The organism is Microbacterium sp. F51-2R, assembly GCF_052180235.1.
Lineage (GTDB): Bacteria > Actinomycetota > Actinomycetes > Actinomycetales > Microbacteriaceae > Microbacterium.
Genome location: NZ_CP197470.1, coordinates 2,206,063 through 2,226,556, shown reverse-complemented (window position 1 = coordinate 2,226,556; position 20,494 = coordinate 2,206,063). Strand labels below are relative to the sequence as shown.

The window sequence follows — 20,494 nt, the reverse complement described above, 5'->3', positions numbered from 1 at the left end:
GCGCGACGGCCACACTTTCCTGCGAGGGCCACACTTTCCTGCGCGACGGCCACACTTTCCTGCGAGGGCCACACTTTCCTGCGCGACGGCCACACTTTCCTGCGAGGGCCACACCGATCGACGGCGCGCTCGCAGGAAAGTGTGGCGGTCGGAGATGACGAGCCCGGCGACGCGTCAGGAGCGCAGCGCCTCCTTTAGCGAGACGCGCCCGCCCATGCGCAGGAGCGAGTTCTCGTAGATCCGCGCGCCGACGAGGATCGCCGCGATGCACGTCGCGATGAGGATCGCCAGCGAGAGCAGCGGCTCCCACCACTGGGCCTCGCCGAGGAAGAGGCGCATCGGCATGCCGACGGGCGCGGAGAACGGCACGTACGACATGACCGCGAGCACGACGGGGTTGTCGTTGAAGAAGATCACGAGGAAGTACGGCGCCATGATGAGCATCGTCAGCGGCGTCGTCGTGGAGCCGATGTCTTCCTGACGCGACACCATCGAGGCCGCCGCCGCGAAGAGCGAGGCGAGCAGGATGAACCCGAAGAGGAAGAACACCGCGAACCACGCGATGGGGCCGCCGAGCCCCTGCAGGAGCGCCGTCTGCCCCGTGATCGTGAGGCCGACGATCGCGATCGCGGCGAGCACGAGGATCTGCGCCATCGCGAGCACGGTGTTGCCGATGACCTTGCCCGCCAGGAGCACCCGCACGGGGATCGCCGAGATGAGCAGCTCGACGACGCGGGTCTGCTTCTCTTCGACGACGCTCTGGGCGATCGTGCCGCCGAACAGCGACGCGGCGACGAGGAACACGACGCCGAAGCCGATCGCGGCGATGTAGCCGAGCGCGGCGTTGCCCTCGTCGGGGTCGAGGAGCTCGACGGGCGGCACCTGCGCGAGCTGCAGCAGCAGCTGCGTCGGCGCGCTCGAGTCGGCGATGACGGCGAAGCCGAGGGGCGACGAGGAGTCGGCGACGATCGCCGCGTCGACGTCGCCGCTCGTGACGGCGGCTTCGGCGGCGGCCCGGTCGGCCACGTCGGTGACCTCGAGACCGGGCACCTCGGCGACGTACTGCGCGGCATCCGGGGTCACGGCAACGGGGGTGCCGCTCGCGTTCGCCGCCGCGAAGCCGCCCCAGAGCACGACCGCGAGGGCTCCGAGGAAGAGGATCGCCGTCGAGATGACGAACGCCTTGCTGCGCAGCTTCGAGCCGATCTCGCGCTCCGCGACGAGCCAGATGCCCTGCGCGGCGCTGAGGCCGCCGGCCGGGCGGGTGGGGGGAGACGTGCGGGGGTGCGTGGCAGGGGTGCTCACTGGATGACCTCCTTGAAGATCTGGGCGAGGGACGGATGCTGCGGCGCGAAGCTCGCGACATCCCCCTGTGCGACGGCTCGGCGCAGCACCCGCTGCGCCGTCTCGTCGCTGTCGGCGTCGAAGACGGCGTACCCGCCGTCGAAGTCGAGCACGTCGACGCCCGGCTCGGAGCGGAGCCAGCCGGCGTCGCCAGCCGAGACGAGCTCGAACCGGCGGGTCGAGTGCTGCGCGCGCAGCTCGTCGCGGGCTCCCGCGGCGCGGATCGTGCCGCCCGCGATGATCACGAGGTCGTCGCAGAGGCGCTCGACGACGTCGAGCTGATGCGACGAGAACAGGACGGCTGCCCCGGCGGCCGCCCGCTCCTGCAGCACGCCCGCGACGACGTCGACCGCGAGGGGGTCCAGGCCCGAGAAGGGCTCGTCGAGGATGAGCACCTCGGGGTCGTGCACGAGGGCCGCGGCGATCTGCGCGCGCTGCTGGTTGCCGAGCGAGAGCGTCTCGACGTTGTCATCGAGGCGCTCGCCGAGTCCGAGCCGCTCCAGGAGCGTGCGGGCGCGGGCCGAGGCATCCGTCTTCGAGAAGCCGTGCAGCCGCGCGAGATAGGCGATGTGCTCGTGCACCTTCATCTTCGGGTAGAGCCCGCGCTCCTCGGGCATGTACCCGAAGCGCCGGCGGTCGGCGGAGCCCACCTCGGCGCCGTCCAGCGTCACCGAGCCGGCGTCCTTCGCGAGCACCCCGAGGACGATCCGCATCGTGGTCGTCTTGCCCGCGCCGTTGCCCCCGACGAAGCCGGTGAGGCGCCCCGGCTTGACGGCGAAAGCGACGTCGTCGAGCACGAGCCTGCCTCCGTAACTCTTCATGATCCCGGTCAGCTGCAGCATGCGCTCCTCCTCGTCGTCCCGGCGGTGATTCCGCCTTCGCCCTCCACGCTACGAAGGAGCGGGGCGCGGCGCCTCCCCCCGAGGACGGAGATCCGGGGACGGCTGACGCGGTCCCGAGCGCTAGACGAGGCCGTTGCGGTGGGCGAACACGACGGCGGCGACCCTGTCGCGGGCGCCGAGCTTCTGCAGCACGTTCGAGACGTGGGTCTTCACCGTCGCCTCGCCGATGTGCAAACGCGAGGCGATCTCGGCGTTGCTGAGCGCCTGCGCGACGAGCCGCAGCACCTCGTCCTCGCGCTCGGTGAGGTCGACGGCGATGCGCGCGGGCTCGGGCGGACGGACGGGGAGAGGCGTCGCGACGACCGCGGGCTGCGTCTGCGTCTGCGTGAAGCGCGCGATGACGCGGCGCGTGACCTCCGGCGCGAGCAGTGCGTCGCCCGCCGCCGCGACGCGCACGGCGCTCACGAGCTCTTCGGGCCCGGCGTTCTTGAGGAGGAACCCGCTCGCCCCCGCCGCGAGCGCCTCGAACAGGTAGTCGTCGCGGTCGAAGGTCGTCACGACCACGACCGCCGCGTCGATCGAGGGGTCGGCGACGATGCGCCGCGTCGCCTCCAGCCCGTCCATGTCGGGCATCTGCACGTCCATGCAGACGACGTCGGGGCGGAGAACGGATGCCGCGGCCACCGCCTCCGTGCCGGTCGCCGCTTCTCCCACCACGACGATGTCGCCCGCCGACTCGAGGATCATGCGGAAGCCCGCGCGCATGACGGCATGGTCGTCGACGAGGAGCACCCGGATCGGGGCGCCGCTCACGCCTCCACTCGTTCCGTGAGGGGAACGCGGAGGCGCACGAGGAAACCGCCGCGCGAGCGCGGGCCGATCTCGATCACGCCGCCCGATGCGGCGGCCCGCTCGCGCATCCCGACGATGCCGAGCCCCGGCCGGTGCGGCGTGGTGCTTCGGCCGGTGTCGGTCACCTCGAGCTCGACCGCATCGACGCCGTAGCGCAGACGCACCTCGGCCGAGGCATCCGGCCCCGCATGGCGGCGCGCGTTCGTGAGCGCCTCCTGCACGATGCGGTACGCGTTGACCTGCACGAGATCGGGGAGGGGCGCGGGGTCGCCGACGATCGTGAGGGTCGTCGGGAGGCCGGTGGCGCACGCGTGGGCGACGAGCTCCTCGAGCGCGTCGAGGGTCAGGATGGAGCCGGCCGGCGCGTCGGCCGCGGGGGTGCGGAGGGTCTCGAGCAGCTGACGCAGCTCGGCGAGCGCGGAGCGGGCGGATGCCTCGACCCCGAGGAGCGCCTCGCGCGCCGAGGCCGGATCGCGCTCCATGACGGCGCGTGCGGCGCCGGCCTGCACGCCCATCGCCGAGACGTGGTGGGCGACGACGTCGTGCAGCTCCCGCGCGATCCTCACGCGGTCGAGGGCCACCGCCTGTGCCGCCGTGACCTCGCGCTCGCGCTCGAGCTCGCGCGTGCGCTCCTCGAGCGTCGCCCGCTCGATCGCCGACGCGTAGGCGCGGTCGCCCATGTAGTACGCGCCGCCGAAGAACGCGGCGTTGACGAGGAACTGGATGAGCATGAACGCGACGAACGGCGAGAAGAGCCCTTCGCGCGAGAGTCCCTCGTCGGTGGGCGCGGTCGCCGACTGGAACGTCGTGACGAGCAGCCACACGAACATCCCGACGATGATGCCGGCGCGCACGTACATCGCCCGCCGGCGATCGTCGACCCACGCGCCGACCGTGTACATGCCGATGAAGACGGCGATGTTGCCGACGTAGATCTCGGGGATCCGCAGGGTCACCCCGACGAAGAAGACGACCGCGACGGTGACGGCCACGATCTCGGGGTACCGGCGGCGCAGCGCGAGCGGCGCCGTGAGGGCGAAGGAGTACAGCAGCGCCCCGCCCAGTCCCTTCGCCGTGTCGGTGCCGTAGACGCCGGCGACGGCGCCGAGCGCAGCGCTCAGGATCGCGCACAGCAGGAGACCGATGGCGAGCCAGAGGTCGTTGCGGCGATCGCGGGCGGTCGGCGCGGGGCGCCGGAGCGGTCCCGCGGGCGGGGGAGCGGACATCCCTCCACGCTACGACGGAGGGTGGGCCGCGGCATCCCCCGCAAGACGGAGGCGTGATCGGTGGCGGCGATGCGCACGACTTGTTATTGACAAGCGTGCTTGTTTTTTGCAACCATGGCTCCAGCCCACCGAGCGGCGGGCGGCAACGGAGCCCCACCGGCAAGGAGCAGGACATGCCCACGAACATCTTCGTCAACTTCCCGACGAGCGACCTCGACCGCGCCAAGGCCTACTACACGGCGCTCGGCTGCGACATCAACCCGAACTTCACCGACGACAATGCGGCGTGCATCGTGTGGAGCGACGACATCTACTTCATGGTCCTGACGAAGGAGTACTTCTCGACGTTCACCGACAAGGAGTTCGCCGACCCCCGCACCCACGCGCAGGTGCTGCTGTCGATCAGCCGCGACTCGCGTGACGCCGTCGACCAGACGATCGAGGCCGGCGTCGCGAACGGCGGCACGGCGCCCGGCGACCCGCAGGACTACGGCTTCATGTACGCCCGCGACCTCATCGACCCCGACGGCAACGGCGTCCAGTTCATGTGGATGGCGCCCGAGGCCGTCGCCAACGGCCCGGCGGCCTACATGGCGGAGCAGGCCCAGGCGTAAGAGTGGCCTCCCGCAGCTACGGGCAGTACTGCGGAGTGACGTCGGCCGTCGAGCTGATCGGCGAGCGCTGGGCACTGCTCATCGTCCGCGATCTGCTCGTCGGCCCGCGCCGTTACACCGATCTCAAGCAGGGGCTGCCCAAGATCCCCACGAACATCCTCTCGACGCGGCTCAAAGAGCTACAGGAGAGCGGTGTCGTGCGGCGCGTCCCGCTCCTGCACTGCGGCCTGGTCTACGAGCTGACGGATTACGGACGGATGCTGGAGCCCATCGTCCTCGCGCTCGGGCGGTGGGGCTTCCAGGCGATGGGCGAGCCCGGTCCCGACGACGTCGTGACGGCCGACTCGCTCACGATGGCGCTCCGGACGTCGTTCCGGACGGATGCCGCGGCCGGCCTGCCGCCCGCGATCTACGAGCTGCACGTCGGAGACATCGTGCTGCGCGTCCAGGTCGAGGGCGCCGACCTCTTCGTCACGCAGCTTGCGCCCGCCGGCCGCCCCGTCGACCCGCTCGCGCGCAAGGCGCCGGGCGGCGAGCCGGAGCTCGTCTTCGCGGCTGGCCCCGGCATCCGTCGTCTCATCGCGGGCGAGCTGACACCGGGCGACGCGATCGATCAGGACGTGCTGGCGGTCGTCGCGGGCGATGCCGGGCTGCTCGACCGCTTCGTGGCCACCTTCCGCATCGACCGGCAGGGCCTGGCGGCCGCGTGACCCTGCCAAGAGGATGAACCCATGACGAACGAGAGCACCGGTCGCGGCCGGATCTTCATCGACCTCTTCACGACGCTGGACGGTGTCGCTCAGGCCCCCGGCGCACCTGACGAGGACACCTCGGGCGGCTTCCCGTTCGGCGGATGGCAGGCGCCGTTCCGCGACGAGGTGATCGGCCGCGAGATCATGGCGGGCATCTCACGGCTCGATGCGCTCCTTCTCGGCCGACGGACCTACGACATCTTCGCCGCGTACTGGCCGAACTACCGCGGGGGCGAGGACAACCCCATCGCCGAGAAGTTCAACGCGGTCCCCAAGTACGTCGCCTCGCGCGGTGCACTCGAGCCCGAGTGGGCCGGCACGACCCCGCTCGGACCGGACGTGCTCGCCGAGGTCGACGCGCTGCGCGACCGCCACCGCGAGATCCATGTGATCGGCAGCGTGGACCTCGCCCACACCCTCATCGACGCGCAGCTGTTCGACGAGCTCGTGCTGTGGGTGTACCCGATCGTGCTCGGCCAGGGCAAGAAGGTCTTCCCCGACGGCGTCGCGCCGACGGCGCTGCGGCTCATCGCGCCGGCCGTGACGGGCGACTCGGGGGCCGTGTCGCTGCGGTACGCCCCGGCGGGGAAGCCGACGACGGGCGACATGACGCAACCGGGCCGCGGCGTCTGAATCTCTCGGGAGCCGCCCCTGACGCGCTCGACTCATGCGATGCGCTGCGCGGCTGCCCGTGGCGCGGCCCCGATCACCGGACATGGGCGGTGGGAGAATTGCCTGGTGGATGCGAGCGTGGTGAGTGCCGTTGCCATCATCGTCGTGGCAGCGGCAACCGTGGTCGCGCTCGTCCCGCTCCTCCATCGCGATCGTTCTAGACGATGGGAGAAGCGCATCAGCGGCGGCGGGCTCGGTTCCGCGCTGGATGCCGTGTGGCGGCCGTCAGCAGAAGACGCGCACGCGCAGTGGGAGGCTCAGGTCGAGATGCCGGCTCCCGCGCCGAGCCCCGGCGACAAGGGGCTCGATGAGGGACGCATCGTCATCGAGCTGCCCTGAGCAGCTGCGCCTGCCGCCCTTGACTGCCCGTTCTATTCGAGTGGCAGTTGGAGGTCGATGTGCTGCCTCAGCGTTTCGACGATCTCGGGCGACAGACCAGGTGTTTGCTCGATGTCACGGATGGCGCGCTGTCTCCACTGGTGTGACGATGGTTGCCGGACGAGCCAGTCGGGATGCTCGAGCGTGGTGATGAAAGGTGGGCGTTCGACCTCCACGGGAATGAGTGAGTCGAGGCATCCCCCCATGATCTCGAGGTCGTGCGGGTAGACGCCTTGATATGCCCCGTCCGCGTGGAAGACCGCGCCGGCCGACGCCGTTCGGTCAGTCGCGTCGGTGACGGTGACGGTCACTGCGGCGGTGACGGCGTCGCCCGGGGTTGAGTCGATGTGAAGCTCACCTGGCCCTGCTTTGCAGAGCAGGGTATGGAGGAGCCCGTCTGCCTGGACTTGCACTTGCGTAGGACGTGCGAGGATCACCTTGCCGTCGACCCGCCATTCGGTCGACAGCTGGCCGTCCGGAGCCGTCGATTCCATTCCTTGTGCGTCAACCCGGTAGGTGGAGTGGGTGACCGTCTGCCAGAGACCGCGTCGCACCGGGTTACCGCAGGCATCGTGCGTTTCTTCGAGGTTGATCGGTGGTTCGAGGTAGTCGATGACGCGGGCGACTGCGCGGACGGCGACGAGTGGTTCGCCCGTGCCGTACTGCACGGAAACCGTGACGCTACCCGCGCCTGACGCGACATCGCTGATCCGGACGGTGTAGGTGGTTCCGTCGATGAGGACCGTGGCGTCGCGATCGGCACTGCTCAGGGGGATCGTAGCGATGTAGCGATGAAGGAGCCCGCCCACCCCGCTGACAGCGCCGACGCGGTGAATCACAAGACCACCCGGCGGGCTGTTGCCTTCACCGGTCAGCGCGCGGTCGAAGCCCTCAGCAGTGCGAAGCTCCAGGCAAAGGGCCTCGGATGTGGGAGATGAGGGATCCTGCTGAAGTACGGCCACGGTATTCCCGTTCGTCGGTGCGACGGCGGCGCGACTGGAGTTGATGAGGCTCAGACCATCGACGGTCTCGCCCGCTGCTGGCAGCCCGCGCCGCAGAACACCCCGCCGCAGTGCTTCCGGCATTCGAGCGAGGAACGCTGCTCGTGAGGCTCGAGGTCCCGAGACACTCATCGCAGCCGGCCAGTTCGGAATGGCAGGTTCGATCGTCCAGGTCGAACTCCGACCGGCGAAAGTTTCGGCCGACATGATGTCGTAGGGGTCTCCGTAGCGGCGTCCTTCTTCACCCACCCCAGTGCTCAATCCGATGCCGTCGGGGAAGCCCAATGGGTGACCTACCTCGTGCTGAACGAAGGTCCGTGTATTCAAAGCTCCGGCTACCAGGGAAAAGCCAAAGCCACTGGCCGAGGCAGAGCCATTGGCGGTCGAGCTCATGCCCCCGTTCCAGACACCCGGCCAATACACGACCACGAGAAACCCATAGCCGTCGAGAACACTCGTTCCCTCCTGGGCTCTGAGGGCGTCAATAGCCAGCTGCGCCTGGCCGGCCCGCGCAGGGGTGCCCGTAATTGAGGTCAGGGGAACCGAAATCCACGGCATCAAGGTGAATTGAAGGTCGAGTTCGCCATGGGAACTTTGCCGCCAAAAGCTGGAAATGGACCATTCGTCGCTGTTGAACAGCGCCTCAAAGTCCTGGTCGGTGGGCTCGGTCGGCGTCAGATCCGTCGCCAGCACATCGTGCCGAACCCGAAGAACAGCCCCCTTGACAGTCTTCATACCGAGCCCCCGCGGTCCCATTGACCGGCTCAGTTTGCTCGCGTGATTACGAATCAGCAAGAGGAGCGTACAGATGAGGACTGCGACAGGGCGGCGCCGATCAGCCGCCGATGCTGATCAGAAGAGTCAGCTCATGACGGAAGAGCACGGAAGGAAGGGGTGATCGCCGGCGGAGGCTTCTTCGCAGCCGTTGCCATCGCCGTCGGGCTTATCGTGTTCTCGTCCTGGTCGACTCCGCGGATCGTGGGCAGCCACGTCCCGCCGATGCGCGGCCCGCTTTGCGCTGCCCGACACCGATCCACACTCGGGCGGCGAACGCTGAAGGGAGGTTTGCGGGCTCATCCCAATCGAGGGTGTAGGCGGGGTCTGAAGCCGCCTGTCTCGAGCACGTCGTCGCAGGCCCCGCGCGAGCCCCGCAGCCGGGCCGCCGGCACCCCATTCCCTGGGGGGCCTGAGCAGCTGGTGGTGGATCCGACGTACGTCGGCCGCGATCCGCTCGATCGGAGGGCCGGCTGGTCACCCCACCCATGGCGGCCCTCGCGGCGAGTCGCCTCCGTCCGGGGGGCGTCTGGCGGCTGGCCACCGACTGGGTCGACTACGCCGAGCAGACGGTGCGGGTGCTCGATGCCGAGCCGGGCCTTCGAGGTGGCGTGGCCGATCGCTGGGCCGAGCGGCCGGTGACGAGGTTCGAGCGCAAGGGGACTGCCGCCGGCCGCGGCATCGCCGGACCGGGCGCAGCGCGGATCGGGTAGGTCAGCCGCCCCCGGCGATGTTGACCAGCCAGGAGGTCCCGAACCGGTCGACGCACATCCCGAACTCGTCGCCCCACGGCTGGGTGGTCAGCTCGACCGTCACGGTCCCTCCGTCCGACAGCGCCTGCCAGTAGCCGCGCAGTTGCTCGGTGTCGTCCCCGCCGAGGCTGACCGCGAGGTTGTTTCCGGGCCGCAACGTCTCGCCGGGCAGTATGTCAGCGGCCATCAGCGTGAGGCCAGACGTTGTTTCCAGCTGGCCGTGCATGACCTGGTCGCCTATGCCGTGGTCGTCGGTGCCGAAGTCGCCGAAGTGATTGATCGTGAGATCGCCGCCGAACACGTCCTGGTAGAACGCCAGGGCGGCCGAGGCATCACCCGCGAAACTGAGGTAGGGGTTCAGTCGAGTGGTCATGGGCCGATGCTAGAGGGCTCATCCCGCGCGAGGGAGCCAACCGGCATCGATCGTGATCGGCGAAGCAACGCTGAATGCAGCGCCTAACCGCGTACGCGCCGACGGTAGCGATCCAACCCCCGCTTCAGATGGCGCGAAAGCCGGTCGCTCTACGTACGCGCGGGGGTTAGGCAGCGGAAGCTGCGGAGCGCCCCGCTCCGGCCTTCGTTAGCAGACGGGTGTCAGCCCTCGGCTACGAGGGTTGACCACACGACGTCGATGACGCAAAGGCCGTCGGGGGTTTCTCGGTAGAAGACGTCGCCTGGAAAGGTGGAGCCGGGCCTCACACCCGCGGGCAGACCCTCGAGGTTGATATTCCATTGAGGATCGAGCGGCGCCTGCTTGTCCCAATAGTCTGCGACGAAGTGCTCCGGCTCGCCTGCTGACCGGCCTACCCAGTCACTTGGTTCACCGAGGTCCGCCGCGGAGTCCGGGCAGATGAGATCGGTCGGGATGTCGCCAGCCAGGGCGTCGATGAGTTCCTCCGTTGTCTGGATCACGCGTGCCCCGTCCGCTCCCCAGACGAGGGAATCGAGTGAACAACCCGCCAACGCGCCGGACAGCGCGAGGGCGACTACCACGAACGCTGCGACACGAGAATTGCCCATCACGCGAATCTAGCGAAGGTGTCCGAATGCGGGTCGGTCTGCGAGCGCGTGTGACCATCGACGGTCCAGACCTGGCGTCACGCGCGAAGCGCCCCGACTGCATGTGCCCTCGGGTCTTGGGCGCTCTACTGGGGGCTACGCTCGGTGTCATGACAACTCCTGTCCCACTTGACGACCACGCGCGTGCGTCCGCGCTCAACGCCGAAGTGGCGCGCTATGCCCGAGATGGCTACACCGTGGAGTCGAATGCGGATGGCCAAGCTGTCCTGGCGAAGGTTCGCCGGATGGGCTGGTTCTGGAACACCGTGCTGGTCCTGCTGACCGGTGGACTGTGGCTCATCTACGTGATCTACCGCGCTCTAAACCGCAAGAAGGAGATCGTGATTCTCTCGGTCGACTCGAACGGCCGAGTGCACCGTTCATGAGCGTACAAGCTCCGTAGCCGGAACCTGGCTTCTTCCTGTACAACTCGATTGCCGATCCCCTTGCGTGCGTTGCCCGGAGGGGGGAGGTCGCGAACGCGTCAGGGAGCTCACGATCCGATTTGCGATCGTTCGATTCGACTCCAAGTGGGCTTCACGGACGAGGGTGGTTGCTGGGTCACCGATTGGTGCGGCATGCAGGCATACCTCGCCGATGAACCGTAGTCAGAGCCATCGGTGAGTGCAACGACACCGCTACCGTTCTGCGTGCTCGAGGGTTCGCTCAAATCCGTAGACGCCAAGTTGCAGCAGCCGGTCGATGATATCGAGCAGAGCTGAAACACGTTCGCCGTCGTCGGCTTGAGCTAGGCCCCGAATCACAAGGTCTGAGATGTAATGCGCCTCGCCGGCCGCCGCCGTACGCAAATCCGCGATCTCGCTTCCGAATAGGTCGAGAAAGCGATGCGCGGCCAGATCCGTGAGGTCGTCGACCTTATCCGGGGACTCTTGTAGGACGATCAGCAGTTGCGGGGTCGCGTGGACGTAGCTCGGTGATGCAATCAGGTCTTCAAGCAAGCTGGCGAATGGTCGGAGGCTCTCGCCTCTGAGATGGATGGCCAGCTCACCGACGGCCTTTCGCACTTCCTCGTCAGGGTCGTACATGAGTTGGCGCAAGGCAGCAAAGTTGAGCTCTGAGTTCGCCGCTCGATCGATTCTGGAACTGCAAACGGTTGCGGCGCCCGTCCTGATGTCGACGGCCCCGTCGAGTGCTCGCTCAATCAACTGCGGCCGTTCCCACTGAAGTGCTGCGAAAGCAGCCATGCTTCCGCCTGCGTTCCTCACGTCCCCGTCGCTGGAGAGGAGCATCCGGTCAATCACAGGGTCGATTAGCTCTGGGTTCGCGTTGCCGATGTAGAGCATGAGGTTGCGAACTGGCTCTGACGCGAGAAGCGCGTCCTCACTCTCGATCAGTCGATGGAATGCCGCGTAGGCCGTCGATCGTGCGTGGCGGAGGCAAGCAGCGATGGTGTGCGCGACGCAGGATCGAACGCTCAGGACCGGGTCGCTAGCGAGCGTGATGAGGTGCGGGGCGACGACTGCGGTGCGGTCGCCACGCGCATCGCCGACCAGGAGATCGCCCAGTTCCTCCGCGAGAGATCCCCTTGCGGTATTGATGCCATCCTGACGGAGGTTGCGTCCATGCCGCTTGCCGTCTCGACGCGTCACAATCGGCGAGTTGTCTTGTGGGTGAGGCGCGTGCAGCGCGCGATCCATCACCAACTCAACAAGATCGAGGGGGGTGTCATCGAGGACGCGCCGCAAGGACCAGCCGAGCCAGCGATCACAGTCAGTCTGTCCGAGGCTCATGATGTGCCGGATGGCGTCGAACACCGCGGGGAGGGCGACGCTCGGGATTGTCGCCTCGCCAAACCCCCAGAGCAATGCACTGGGGTAGGCCGGATTTGTTTCGGCTGTCATGTGCAGGGCGAGTCGGGCGAATCTGAGCGGATCGTCAGCCGTGCGCTCCTTCAGCACGTGCGACAGTTCGCGGGCGCCGCCCAGCGACGGGTCACGCTCGCGGCGATAGTCGCGGTCGTCCTTGTCGTGCTTCGTCATGGCACGCAGCCATTGCGTGTCGGTCATTTTGTCCGCCGCCGTCGCGCCGATCGGGGGGCCGACCGTGTAACTGATGATGCCGGTCGGTGGAGGCGGTGAGGCTTCTCCGAACTTTCGCTGATACTCCGCCAGGCGTCTTTTTCCGGTATCGCTCAGACGCTCCCGGTCCAGTGCAGTGAGGAACTTGAACGCGGTGTAACCGAACGAGACCCCATGTTCGTAGGGATTGCGGAAGTCGCGCACCAGATCTTCGAGGCGAGCGTGAAGTTCGTCTGAGAGTAGAGGCGCGACGGCTTCGACGACCTCCCGAGAGAGCCAGTGGCTGTCCGACGAGTAGCCGCTCTCCAACCGAGTTCCGCCCTGAAGAATTAGCTCCGCCGCCCACTCGGTGAAGTTCGCAGCGCCGGCGACAAGGGCGCGGAAGAGGAGCGCTTGCGCCGCGTCGTAGGGTGACGCGGCCAGAGTCTGCAGCCAGGGCTCGACCGCGATGGCATCACTCTTCGCCCAGCTCGCGAGGGCTTGACCGGCGCAGTCGTACAGCACATCGTCGACGTCATCCGCCCCCACCCCCGACACAAAGCGGAAACCGAAATGGGGGTCGTGAACCAGTCCTCCGAGGATGGGTTCCACTGCGGTCTCTCGCATGACGTCAAGGAGATACGGAACCATCGCCTCAACGAAGGCACGCGGCTCCGAATTGCTAGACTTCTTGATGAGTTCGATCACGCCATACTCGCGGCTGCCAAGCAGGTTAATCTTTCCGTCTCCCCCGATGAGTAATGCCGACGGGCTCTCGGCGAAACTCGCACGCAGCAGCTCTATCGCCCAAAGTGGCTCCCGGTTCGCGAGATCATGCGCCGACAGCCACAAGTTGTCGCCCTCTGGACTGATCTCGCCGCGCCTCACCGCATCGAGAAGAAGCTCGAATAGAGGTCGATCTTGATACAGATCGGTTCGCTGTACGACCTGCTGAAGCCACCGCGCGTGGTCGGGAGCCTCGATGCGCGCATTGAGGACTCCGATGACGATTTCTGAATGATCTGGGCCACCGTTGGACAAGAACGCAACGCCTCGCTCGCGTTCCGCCGGATCCGTGCTGTCTAGCCACGCCTCGACGAGGCCGCGGCTATACACCGAGCGGAACCAGCTCGGTCGAGCGATTTGCTGCCACAGGCGAGATGCCAGAGCGGGTTGGGTGGCCGCAATGTGCAGGACGAGGTCGAGGTCCGTGCCGGTCGGTGCGCCAGTGTTGGCGAGGACACTGATGACCGTCTCTTTGATGTGGTAGCGGATCGCGTGATGACTAAGCACCGCCTGGATCTCGGAGCGCCAGCGGGACTCATCGCGTTCGCGCAGCAGTTCGAGGATCTGCCGGACTTGAGCTCGGCGGAAAAGCTCCTGCTCCTGGGCGCATAGGAACTCCACCATCGACTGCTGCCTCGATAGCCACTGACGGGCGAAGGTGTAGTCGAAGAACGCCTCGTGGAAGAAGGAGACGCGGCCGCCGTCGATGGCCAGAACCTGCTCGGATGCCAGCACGTGCGCATCGTTGATGTAATCGTCGCCGTCGAGAACCTCAACGTCGATCGACAAGCTCTGCTGGTCACTCGCGGCGTTCGCGACACGCGCCAAGACATCGCTGAAGCGGACTTCCGGATGCGAGCTTCGAACAGTTTGGCGTTTTCGGTCCCAGAACGCTTCAAATAGCGAGCCCCTTGATGTGAAGCTAAGCGCAGCGGGTTGAGTTGCAACGGTTTCGAGCAAGACGAGGTTGAGCGGCGTTCGAAGCAGTTCTCGCTGCGGCAGTGTGAGAGCCTCTGGGTCCAGGCCCATCGCGCGTACAGCCTCCGCTACGACTTCGTCTGGCAGCGGTTTGACATTCAGCCGCTGAACATCCTTCCGAGCGTCAAGCTTGCGGATCCGGTGGTCATTCTCCACATCGAAGAGACGGCAAACGAGGATGACACTGACTCCGTCAACGGCCATCGCCTCGTCAATCAGGTCGGCGATCACGTCGTAACGCTCAGATAGTCTGCCCGACGCGAGTGAAACAGCATCAAGTTGATCCACGACGAGAATGGCATCGCGGCCGTCCGCGGCCATCCGCAGCGCCGCAATCGGCGAGGCGCTTAGCCCTAGCTGCCGACCCAACTCTGCGGTCGAGCTAAACGATCCGCGGCGGTCGAGGCGGAAGGCCAGCACCTCGGCGCCATTTGCCTGCAGATCGCCTGTGGCCTGATAGGCAACCGAGGTCTTACCTCCACCCGCTGCCCCCACCACGAGCGCCAGACGGGTGGTGCGCAGCAGCTCAACAAGCTCAGCAGACTCTGTGCGCGAGATAGGCGGCGATAGTAACTCCCGCTGCACCGTTCTCCGCCAACTCTCGGTCGTGGCGTCAATCTCCTCGTGCGCAGTTCGCTTCGCCGATACATCGCGAGCGAAGATCCCATGCTCGGCGAGGGCGTCGAGCAACTCCCGCCTCGTCAGACGCCGACGAAGATTCTGAAGAAGGACTGCCCCGACCGCGAGAGGCATGAGCGTCTCGGCCGCGCCCTCCAGGACGGTGCTGGCGAGCACGGCGTTGGTCTTGACGAGTTGCTGTTCATCCTCAACTTCGAACCACATGCCACGCAGGACTTGCCAGGCCCGTTCTGCGTTACCGAACAGGTGCGGAGCGGAAAGCTCGTCGAAGACTGGACTCAAAGTTTTCGTGAGCTGCAGGGTCAAGAATTGGTCGACGTCGTCGGATTGTCGCGTCCACTCACTTAGAACGCGCAGCGGTCCGCAAGGGGTCATCGAACTGAAGTGATAATCGCGGCCTGCTGCGACGTGCCGAGCCGCCGCGGCGAACACACCCCGACTCCGCAGAGCCGAAACCGTCCAATGATCGTTGATACTGTGCTGCCTCTTCACCTGAGTAACCGACACAGCGCCGTGTTCATCAACGAATGTAAACTCAGAGCCATCCGCCAGCTCGGGATCAAGATCCTCGAGAGTGAGACTGCAGCGCTCATCTTGGATGCAGCGCAACGCATAGTGCACGGCCCAGGCGAGTTCGTACCGGTTGCCCAGCTTGTCGGCGACACCACCACCGGCGTTCGGGCTTCGCATCATCCTCCGCCGCCAATGCACCCATCTGGTCAGGACCTGACCGCTTTCCGTCACCCTACTTGGAGAGCCCGGTATCGCAGGCTAAGCGTGTTCGACGCTCCTAGACTAATGACGTGTTCGATTGAACTGCGTGGGAACGAACGCGACTACGATGGGCCGATGCGATCGTGGGTCGCTACGCCGAACGAGATCGCATCGAGTTCGAGTCTCGCGTAGCCTTGGCTTCACGCCACGTGAGGTGCTGAAGGGCAGAATGCATCTATGAGAGATGCGACGACCCAATGGGATCGCTGAGCGTGACGTCGGGATTCTGGGCGTTTGGCTCAACGGCGAGTCGAGTCCGGGTCGTGTTCGCTCTGGCCCGGGTCGTTCACTAGGTCGGGTGACGGACGGATGCGTGCCGCTACCCGCTTAGCCTTGCCGATTCGATACCGACGCGTCGCTGATTCTCAGGTGAAACGTCTTCCATGTCCACGTCCTCGCCGCCGAGATCGGTGGGTAGAGAAGGCAGCATCCGCTGCCTAACTTCCTCGGAGACGCTGGTGCGCCAGGCTTGATGATCGAACTCGAGTTCGGGACGCACGTCCGTACCGTTGTGCCAGCTTCTGATCCTGACCATCGCGATCGCAGCAGCCTCAAACGACTCCGGGTTCCCGTCTACCTTTTCGTCGAGGATGCCGCGCATCGCATCATCGCCAAGCGCTCGGCCAATCAAGGACAATTTCAGGCGAAGGTACCCAAGCGGTTCAAGCGCGGCGGCACCTGGAGCCGCGATCTGTGCAGAGAAGAACGCCGCGAAGTCTTCAAGCATGCGGTTGATCGTCTCGTCGCGCTTTGCACTGAGCGGCGCGCTCACCTCGAGCAATAGTCCGAGAGCAGCTTCTTCGCCAAACTCATCGAGGATTCGGCCACGATCAACCTCACCGCTCGCGTACGCCACGACAATTTCGTCCGCTAGCCATTCAAATAAGTCCTGCGCTGGTGAGTCGGTCGAGCCAGCGGTCGGTTTCGCATCGCGCCACCGGTCGGTGAGATACGCAACAAGCTGCGCAACCGAATGCCCATGCGCCTTCTCGCGCTGGCGTTGCGTTCTCGCCTTGCGGACGGCGAGTCGAGCGACCGAGGGGTGCGCCTCTCGCAGTAGGCGGGTCAGTTCGTTCTCTGCAGTTTCGTCACGACGATCGAGCACCAAAGATGCCACCACGCGCTCGATCAGTACATCGGAAACGTCGTTGGACGCGACGCCGAGGCTGAAGTAGCGCTCGCTGTAGGCGACGTCTGCAAAGGCCTTGTCGTGCAGGGGCGACCTCATCGAAGAGGTCAAACCTGGAAATAGGAACTGGAGAGTTGCCCACACGCCGGACGTGTCCGCTCGACGAGACGTCTCCTCGACCCTGGTGAGCCACTCCGACTCGCTCAATCGGCTGATGTCGTCCTTGCCCGCCTCGCGGAGCCCACGCCTTAGCGTGGGCGACCAACCAGGCAGGGCCAGATATACGTCGTGGTGGTTGAGGCGGAGGAACGCAATCGCGGCGAAGTCTAGGAGGTCGACCTCCCCGGGAACCATTTCGGCGAGCACTCTCAGGTGCTGCTCAAAGCGAGCGATCTGCCGCGGTGTTGCAAGCCCCACGGTTAGGGCGTCTGCGAGGTCGCGCAGACGATTCACCCCGGTGTCGTCGAGACGCGTGCCGTGCGCCTCGATGGTTGCCCACAGTGCCGATGAGATGTGTTGGAAGCGCGTCGCCTGGTCAATAGCGGGCAACTCGAATGGGTGCTGGACGATCTTTTCCATGAACGACGCCGCGCGACCAGCGATCCCTTGGGAGACAAGAAGGTCTTCGACGGTGTCACCGTCGTACGCAACGAGGTAGTGCACGTTCGGAAAGCGTCCAAGGAGGCGCACCACCTTCAGAAACTCCAGCAATTCGGATGAGTCAAGTCGGTCGATGTCGTCACAAACGATCAGCACGCGCTTTCCCATGTCGGTGAGCGACTTCGCCATCTCGTCGAACTCGCTCGACCACGGACGGCGTTCGGCAAAGTCGTCTGCTGCCGTCGTCGCTGACTCAGCTAGCGCGTCGCCGACGACGGGGACAGCGGCAAGGAGGGGCTTCGCCCATTTCACGTACCGCCGGAGTGCGGCTCGCGCGACCTGCTCCTCGGCGCGCGACCCTCCAAGAGCGCTGTCCAGCGCTGCGACGAACTCCAGTTGTAGTCCCGCAATGCCGGATGCTGCCCATGGGGTGAAGGGTTGCACAATCCAAGAGCTGGGCAAGTTCTGCGCGATGAGCGCGGCGATCGAAGACTTGCCGCTTCCCCATGGCCCAACCAGGCCAAACACCGTACTCGGCGCCCCTACCGGGACTTGGTCAATTGTTCCTGCGACGAGTCTCGCGAAGCGTGTCCGCGCGAAGCGATCTTCGTCCGCGGTCTTGATCGGTTCGTCGGACCAAATAGCGTTCGTCGTCACTCGACCAACGTAGCCGCGGGCAAGGACGCACCTGCAAATCGCCTCGCGTCCGAACCGCGAAGGCGGCGCTCGTACACGAGCCGGCGTATGGCTCGGTCGGCCCCGCTGATACCGCAGGGTGGGCGTGACGAGTGCGGCGACCTCAAGGTATCTGAGCGAAGCCGAACGAGTTACGCCGAGAATGCGGCGCGTAGGAGCGGCGGCGATCAAGCGTCCACGCAAGACCGCACGCAAGCCGGTCGTCTTCCGTGCACGTCTGCAATCACCACGAGCTGCACCGGCGCTTTCGCTCGCCATGCCCGGTTACCCCGCCCGCGCGCATGCTCGTATGCGGTGGCCTATCCGGGCGCTTCAGGCACCTGCGCTGCGATAGACCCGATCGCGAGAAGGTGGTCGAAAAGGGCGACCTATCCGAGAGCGCGCGGTGCTTGCGATCCACCGCGGCCCGGCCACCGAACCCCCGGGATGAGGTTGTGCGGGAGCCGCGGGCCGGTCAGAAGATCATCGGACGATCATCGTCATCGTCATCGCCGGCGAGATCGAGGTCGACGACCACGGGCACGTGGTCGCTCGGGGCCTCGCCCTTGCGCTCCTCGCGATGGATGGAGGCGCCGGCGACGGCGTCGGTCAGGGCGTGCGAGCCGAGGATGAAGTCGATCCGCATGCCCTCGTTGCGCGGGAAGCGCAGGCGCTTGTAGTCCCAGTACGTGAAGCCCGTCGGCACGAACGGCCGTACGGCGTCGGAGAGCCCCGCCGCCTCCAGGGCGGCGAACGCCGCACGCTCGGGGTGCGAGACGTGGGTCGAGAAGCCGACGACGACCGCGGGGTCGCCGTTGTCGGCATCCGTCGGCGCGATGTTGAAGTCGCCGACGAGCGCGAGGGGGAGGTCGGGATCTGCCTCGAGGCTCGTGCGCGTGTACTCCTCGAGGGCAGCCAGCCAGTCGAGCTTGTAGTCGTAGTGCGGGTCGCCGAGCGCACGCCCGTTGGGCACGTACAAGCTCCACACCCGCACGCCGCCGACGGTCGCACCGATGGCGCGGGCCTCGGGCGCGATGTCGGTGCCGAAGCGGCCCTTGTCGAAGCCCGGCATGCCGGGAAACTGCCGCTCCACGTCGGTGAGCGGCTCGCGGCTGGCGATCGCGACGCCGTTCCACTGCGAGAAGCCGTGCGCCTCGACGTGGTACCCCGCGTCGTGGAACGCGTCGAAGGGGAACTGCTCGGCCTTGCACTTGATCTCCTGCATCGCCAGCACATCGATGCTCTCGCGCACGGCGAAGTCGACGATCCGCTCGACGCGCGCGCGGATGGAGTTCACGTTCCAGGTGGCCAGACGCATGGGGTCAAGCCTAGAGCGGCCGGACGACGTCGCCCGGAGACCCTTGTCGAGGCATCCGCCCGCGTTCCCGGATCGTGATCCGCGGCCCGACCGGGCCGAAAACGCCTCGGGTACGATGTGCCTGTGGTGCGCCGCACGTCTCCTCCCGGCTCGCAGAGCTCGCTCCGCGAGGCCAATCGCGCGCGCCTCGTCGAGTCGCTCAAACGCCACGGCCGCCTCACTCAGGTCGAGCTCGCCGGCAGCACGGGCCTCTCCCCGGCGACGGTGTCGAACATCGTCAAGGAGCTGACCGCCGCCGGGCTCCTGCACACCTCGATCACCTCGAGCAACGGCCGCCGCGCGACCCTCGTCTCGCTCGCCCGGCAGCTCGGACTCGTCGCGGGCGTGCACTACACCTCGCGCCAGCTCCACATCGCGATCGCCGACGTCACGCGCACGGTCGTCAGCCAGACCTCGCTCCCGCTCCCCCTCGACCACCGCCACGACGCGCAGCTCGACCGGCTCGCGATCCTCCTGAGCGAGCTCATGGAGTCGCTCGGCGGCACGGTCAGCGACCTCCTCGCCGTCGGCCTGGCCCTGCCGGCGCCGATCGACCCGCGCACCGGCATGGTCTCGACGCCGGGGCTCCTGCGCGGATGGGAGGGCGTCGACGTCGCCGCGAGCCTCACCGAGCGCATCGGGCGCCCCGCCTACGTCGACAGCGAGGCGAACCTCGGCGGTCTCGCCGAAGCGCGCGAGGGGAGCGGGCGGTCGGCCTCGTCATCCGTCTTCATCCGCGTCGGCCACACGATCAGCGCAGGCCTCATCGTCGGCGGAGACCTCTTCCGCGGCGTCAACGGCAAGGCGGGCCAGATCGGGCACGTCACGATCGACGAGAACGGCCCCATCTGCCGCTGCAGCAACCGCGGCTGCCTCGAGACGTACGCGGGCGGTCCCGCGCTGCTCTCGCTCTTCCCGCCGAACGCGGGCATGCAGCGCGTGAGCGACCTCCTGCAGGCCGCCGAGGACGGCGACGGCAGCTCACGCCGGGTCATCGCCGATGCAGGACGCCACATCGGCATCGCCGCGGCGAGCCTGTGCAACCTCTTCGACCCCGAGCTCATCGTCGTCGGCGGCGAGCTCGCGCAGGCCGGCGAGATCCTCATGGCGCCGATGCGGCACTCGCTCGAGCGCACGGCCCTCGCCTCGGCGGGCGGGCTGCCCGAGATCGTCGGCGCCTCGTTCGGCGAGTGGGCCGAGACGCGCGGCGCGATCGCGATCGCGCTCGACCACGTCACCGTGGACGCCGAAGTCATTCCCGTCTCGGCATGA

Annotated in this window: 17 protein-coding genes; 7 read left to right on the top strand and 10 right to left on the bottom strand. The window is 66.8% G+C overall.

The genetic code is table 11. From position 1 onward, the window contains the following. Positions 1–174: 174 nt before the first annotated feature. The 4 genes from ACSBPH_RS09895 to ACSBPH_RS09880 form a co-directional block, all read right to left on the bottom strand. Complete coding sequence (locus tag ACSBPH_RS09895; RefSeq protein ID WP_442574177.1) at positions 175–1,305, bottom strand: ABC transporter permease; 1,131 nt, start codon at positions 1,303–1,305, stop codon at positions 175–177. Beyond that, positions 1,302–2,186, bottom strand: a complete 885-nt coding sequence (locus tag ACSBPH_RS09890) for an ABC transporter ATP-binding protein (RefSeq protein WP_442574176.1) — start codon at positions 2,184–2,186, stop codon at positions 1,302–1,304. Before ACSBPH_RS09890 ends, ACSBPH_RS09895 begins: the two co-directional genes overlap by 4 nt. Positions 2,187–2,306: 120 nt before the next feature. Then, positions 2,307–2,951, bottom strand: a complete 645-nt coding sequence (locus ACSBPH_RS09885; protein ID WP_442577282.1) for a response regulator — start codon at positions 2,949–2,951, stop codon at positions 2,307–2,309. A gap of 44 nt (positions 2,952–2,995) precedes the next feature. Further along, entirely contained in the window at positions 2,996–4,264 is a 1,269-nt protein-coding gene (locus ACSBPH_RS09880; RefSeq protein ID WP_442574175.1) for a sensor histidine kinase, read from the bottom strand. A gap of 173 nt (positions 4,265–4,437) precedes the next feature. Here ACSBPH_RS09880 and ACSBPH_RS09875 point away from each other — a divergent pair, with 173 nt between their 5' ends. From ACSBPH_RS09875 to ACSBPH_RS09860, 4 genes are all read left to right on the top strand, one after another. Further along, positions 4,438–4,878 (top strand): VOC family protein, encoded by a 441-nt coding sequence (locus ACSBPH_RS09875; protein WP_442574174.1) that lies wholly within the window; start codon positions 4,438–4,440, stop codon positions 4,876–4,878. Positions 4,879–4,880: 2 nt separating this feature from the next. Beyond that, complete coding sequence (locus tag ACSBPH_RS09870; RefSeq protein WP_442574173.1) at positions 4,881–5,588, top strand: winged helix-turn-helix transcriptional regulator; 708 nt, start codon at positions 4,881–4,883, stop codon at positions 5,586–5,588. Between the two features lie 21 nt (positions 5,589–5,609). Continuing rightward, positions 5,610–6,263, top strand: a complete 654-nt coding sequence (locus ACSBPH_RS09865; protein WP_442574172.1) for a dihydrofolate reductase family protein — start codon at positions 5,610–5,612, stop codon at positions 6,261–6,263. 105 nt (positions 6,264–6,368) lie between these two features. Next, positions 6,369–6,641, top strand: a complete 273-nt coding sequence (locus ACSBPH_RS09860) for a hypothetical protein (protein ID WP_442574171.1) — start codon at positions 6,369–6,371, stop codon at positions 6,639–6,641. 32 nt (positions 6,642–6,673) lie between these two features. On the opposite strand, the gene ACSBPH_RS09855 is transcribed toward ACSBPH_RS09860, so the two are convergent. Beyond that, positions 6,674–8,416 (bottom strand): hypothetical protein, encoded by a 1,743-nt coding sequence (locus tag ACSBPH_RS09855; protein ID WP_442574170.1) that lies wholly within the window; start codon positions 8,414–8,416, stop codon positions 6,674–6,676. 527 nt (positions 8,417–8,943) lie between these two features. Here ACSBPH_RS09855 and ACSBPH_RS09850 point away from each other — a divergent pair. Further along, positions 8,944–9,168, top strand: coding sequence for a hypothetical protein (locus ACSBPH_RS09850; protein WP_442574169.1), 225 nt, complete (start codon positions 8,944–8,946; stop codon positions 9,166–9,168). A gap of 1 nt (position 9,169) precedes the next feature. Here ACSBPH_RS09850 and ACSBPH_RS09845 read toward each other — a convergent pair whose 3' ends face one another. Both ACSBPH_RS09845 and ACSBPH_RS09840 read right to left on the bottom strand, forming a co-directional pair. Next, positions 9,170–9,580: a VOC family protein gene (locus ACSBPH_RS09845; protein WP_442574168.1), complete on the bottom strand. Its 411-nt coding sequence runs from the start codon at positions 9,578–9,580 to the stop codon at positions 9,170–9,172. A gap of 221 nt (positions 9,581–9,801) precedes the next feature. Continuing rightward, on the bottom strand, positions 9,802–10,227 hold the full coding sequence (locus ACSBPH_RS09840) for a hypothetical protein (protein ID WP_442574167.1): 426 nt from the start codon (positions 10,225–10,227) through the stop codon (positions 9,802–9,804). A 149-nt stretch (positions 10,228–10,376) separates the two neighbouring features. On the opposite strand from ACSBPH_RS09840, the gene ACSBPH_RS09835 reads away from it, so the two are divergent. Continuing rightward, positions 10,377–10,652, top strand: a complete 276-nt coding sequence (locus ACSBPH_RS09835) for a hypothetical protein (protein WP_442574166.1) — start codon at positions 10,377–10,379, stop codon at positions 10,650–10,652. A 252-nt stretch (positions 10,653–10,904) separates the two neighbouring features. On the opposite strand, the gene ACSBPH_RS09830 is transcribed toward ACSBPH_RS09835, so the two are convergent. The 3 genes from ACSBPH_RS09830 to ACSBPH_RS09820 form a co-directional block, all read right to left on the bottom strand. Beyond that, positions 10,905–15,377: a hypothetical protein gene (locus tag ACSBPH_RS09830; RefSeq protein WP_442574165.1), complete on the bottom strand. Its 4,473-nt coding sequence runs from the start codon at positions 15,375–15,377 to the stop codon at positions 10,905–10,907. A 403-nt stretch (positions 15,378–15,780) separates the two neighbouring features. Continuing rightward, positions 15,781–17,847 (bottom strand): KAP family P-loop NTPase fold protein, encoded by a 2,067-nt coding sequence (locus tag ACSBPH_RS09825; RefSeq protein WP_442574164.1) that lies wholly within the window; start codon positions 17,845–17,847, stop codon positions 15,781–15,783. Positions 17,848–18,340: 493 nt separating this feature from the next. Then, the gene (locus tag ACSBPH_RS09820; protein WP_442574163.1) at positions 18,341–19,183 is read right to left on the bottom strand and encodes an exodeoxyribonuclease III; all 843 of its coding nucleotides are present in this window, start codon (positions 19,181–19,183) and stop codon (positions 18,341–18,343) included. A 123-nt stretch (positions 19,184–19,306) separates the two neighbouring features. Between ACSBPH_RS09820 and ACSBPH_RS09815 the strand changes: the two genes are divergently transcribed. After that, entirely contained in the window at positions 19,307–20,494 is a 1,188-nt protein-coding gene (locus ACSBPH_RS09815; protein ID WP_442574162.1) for an ROK family transcriptional regulator, read from the top strand.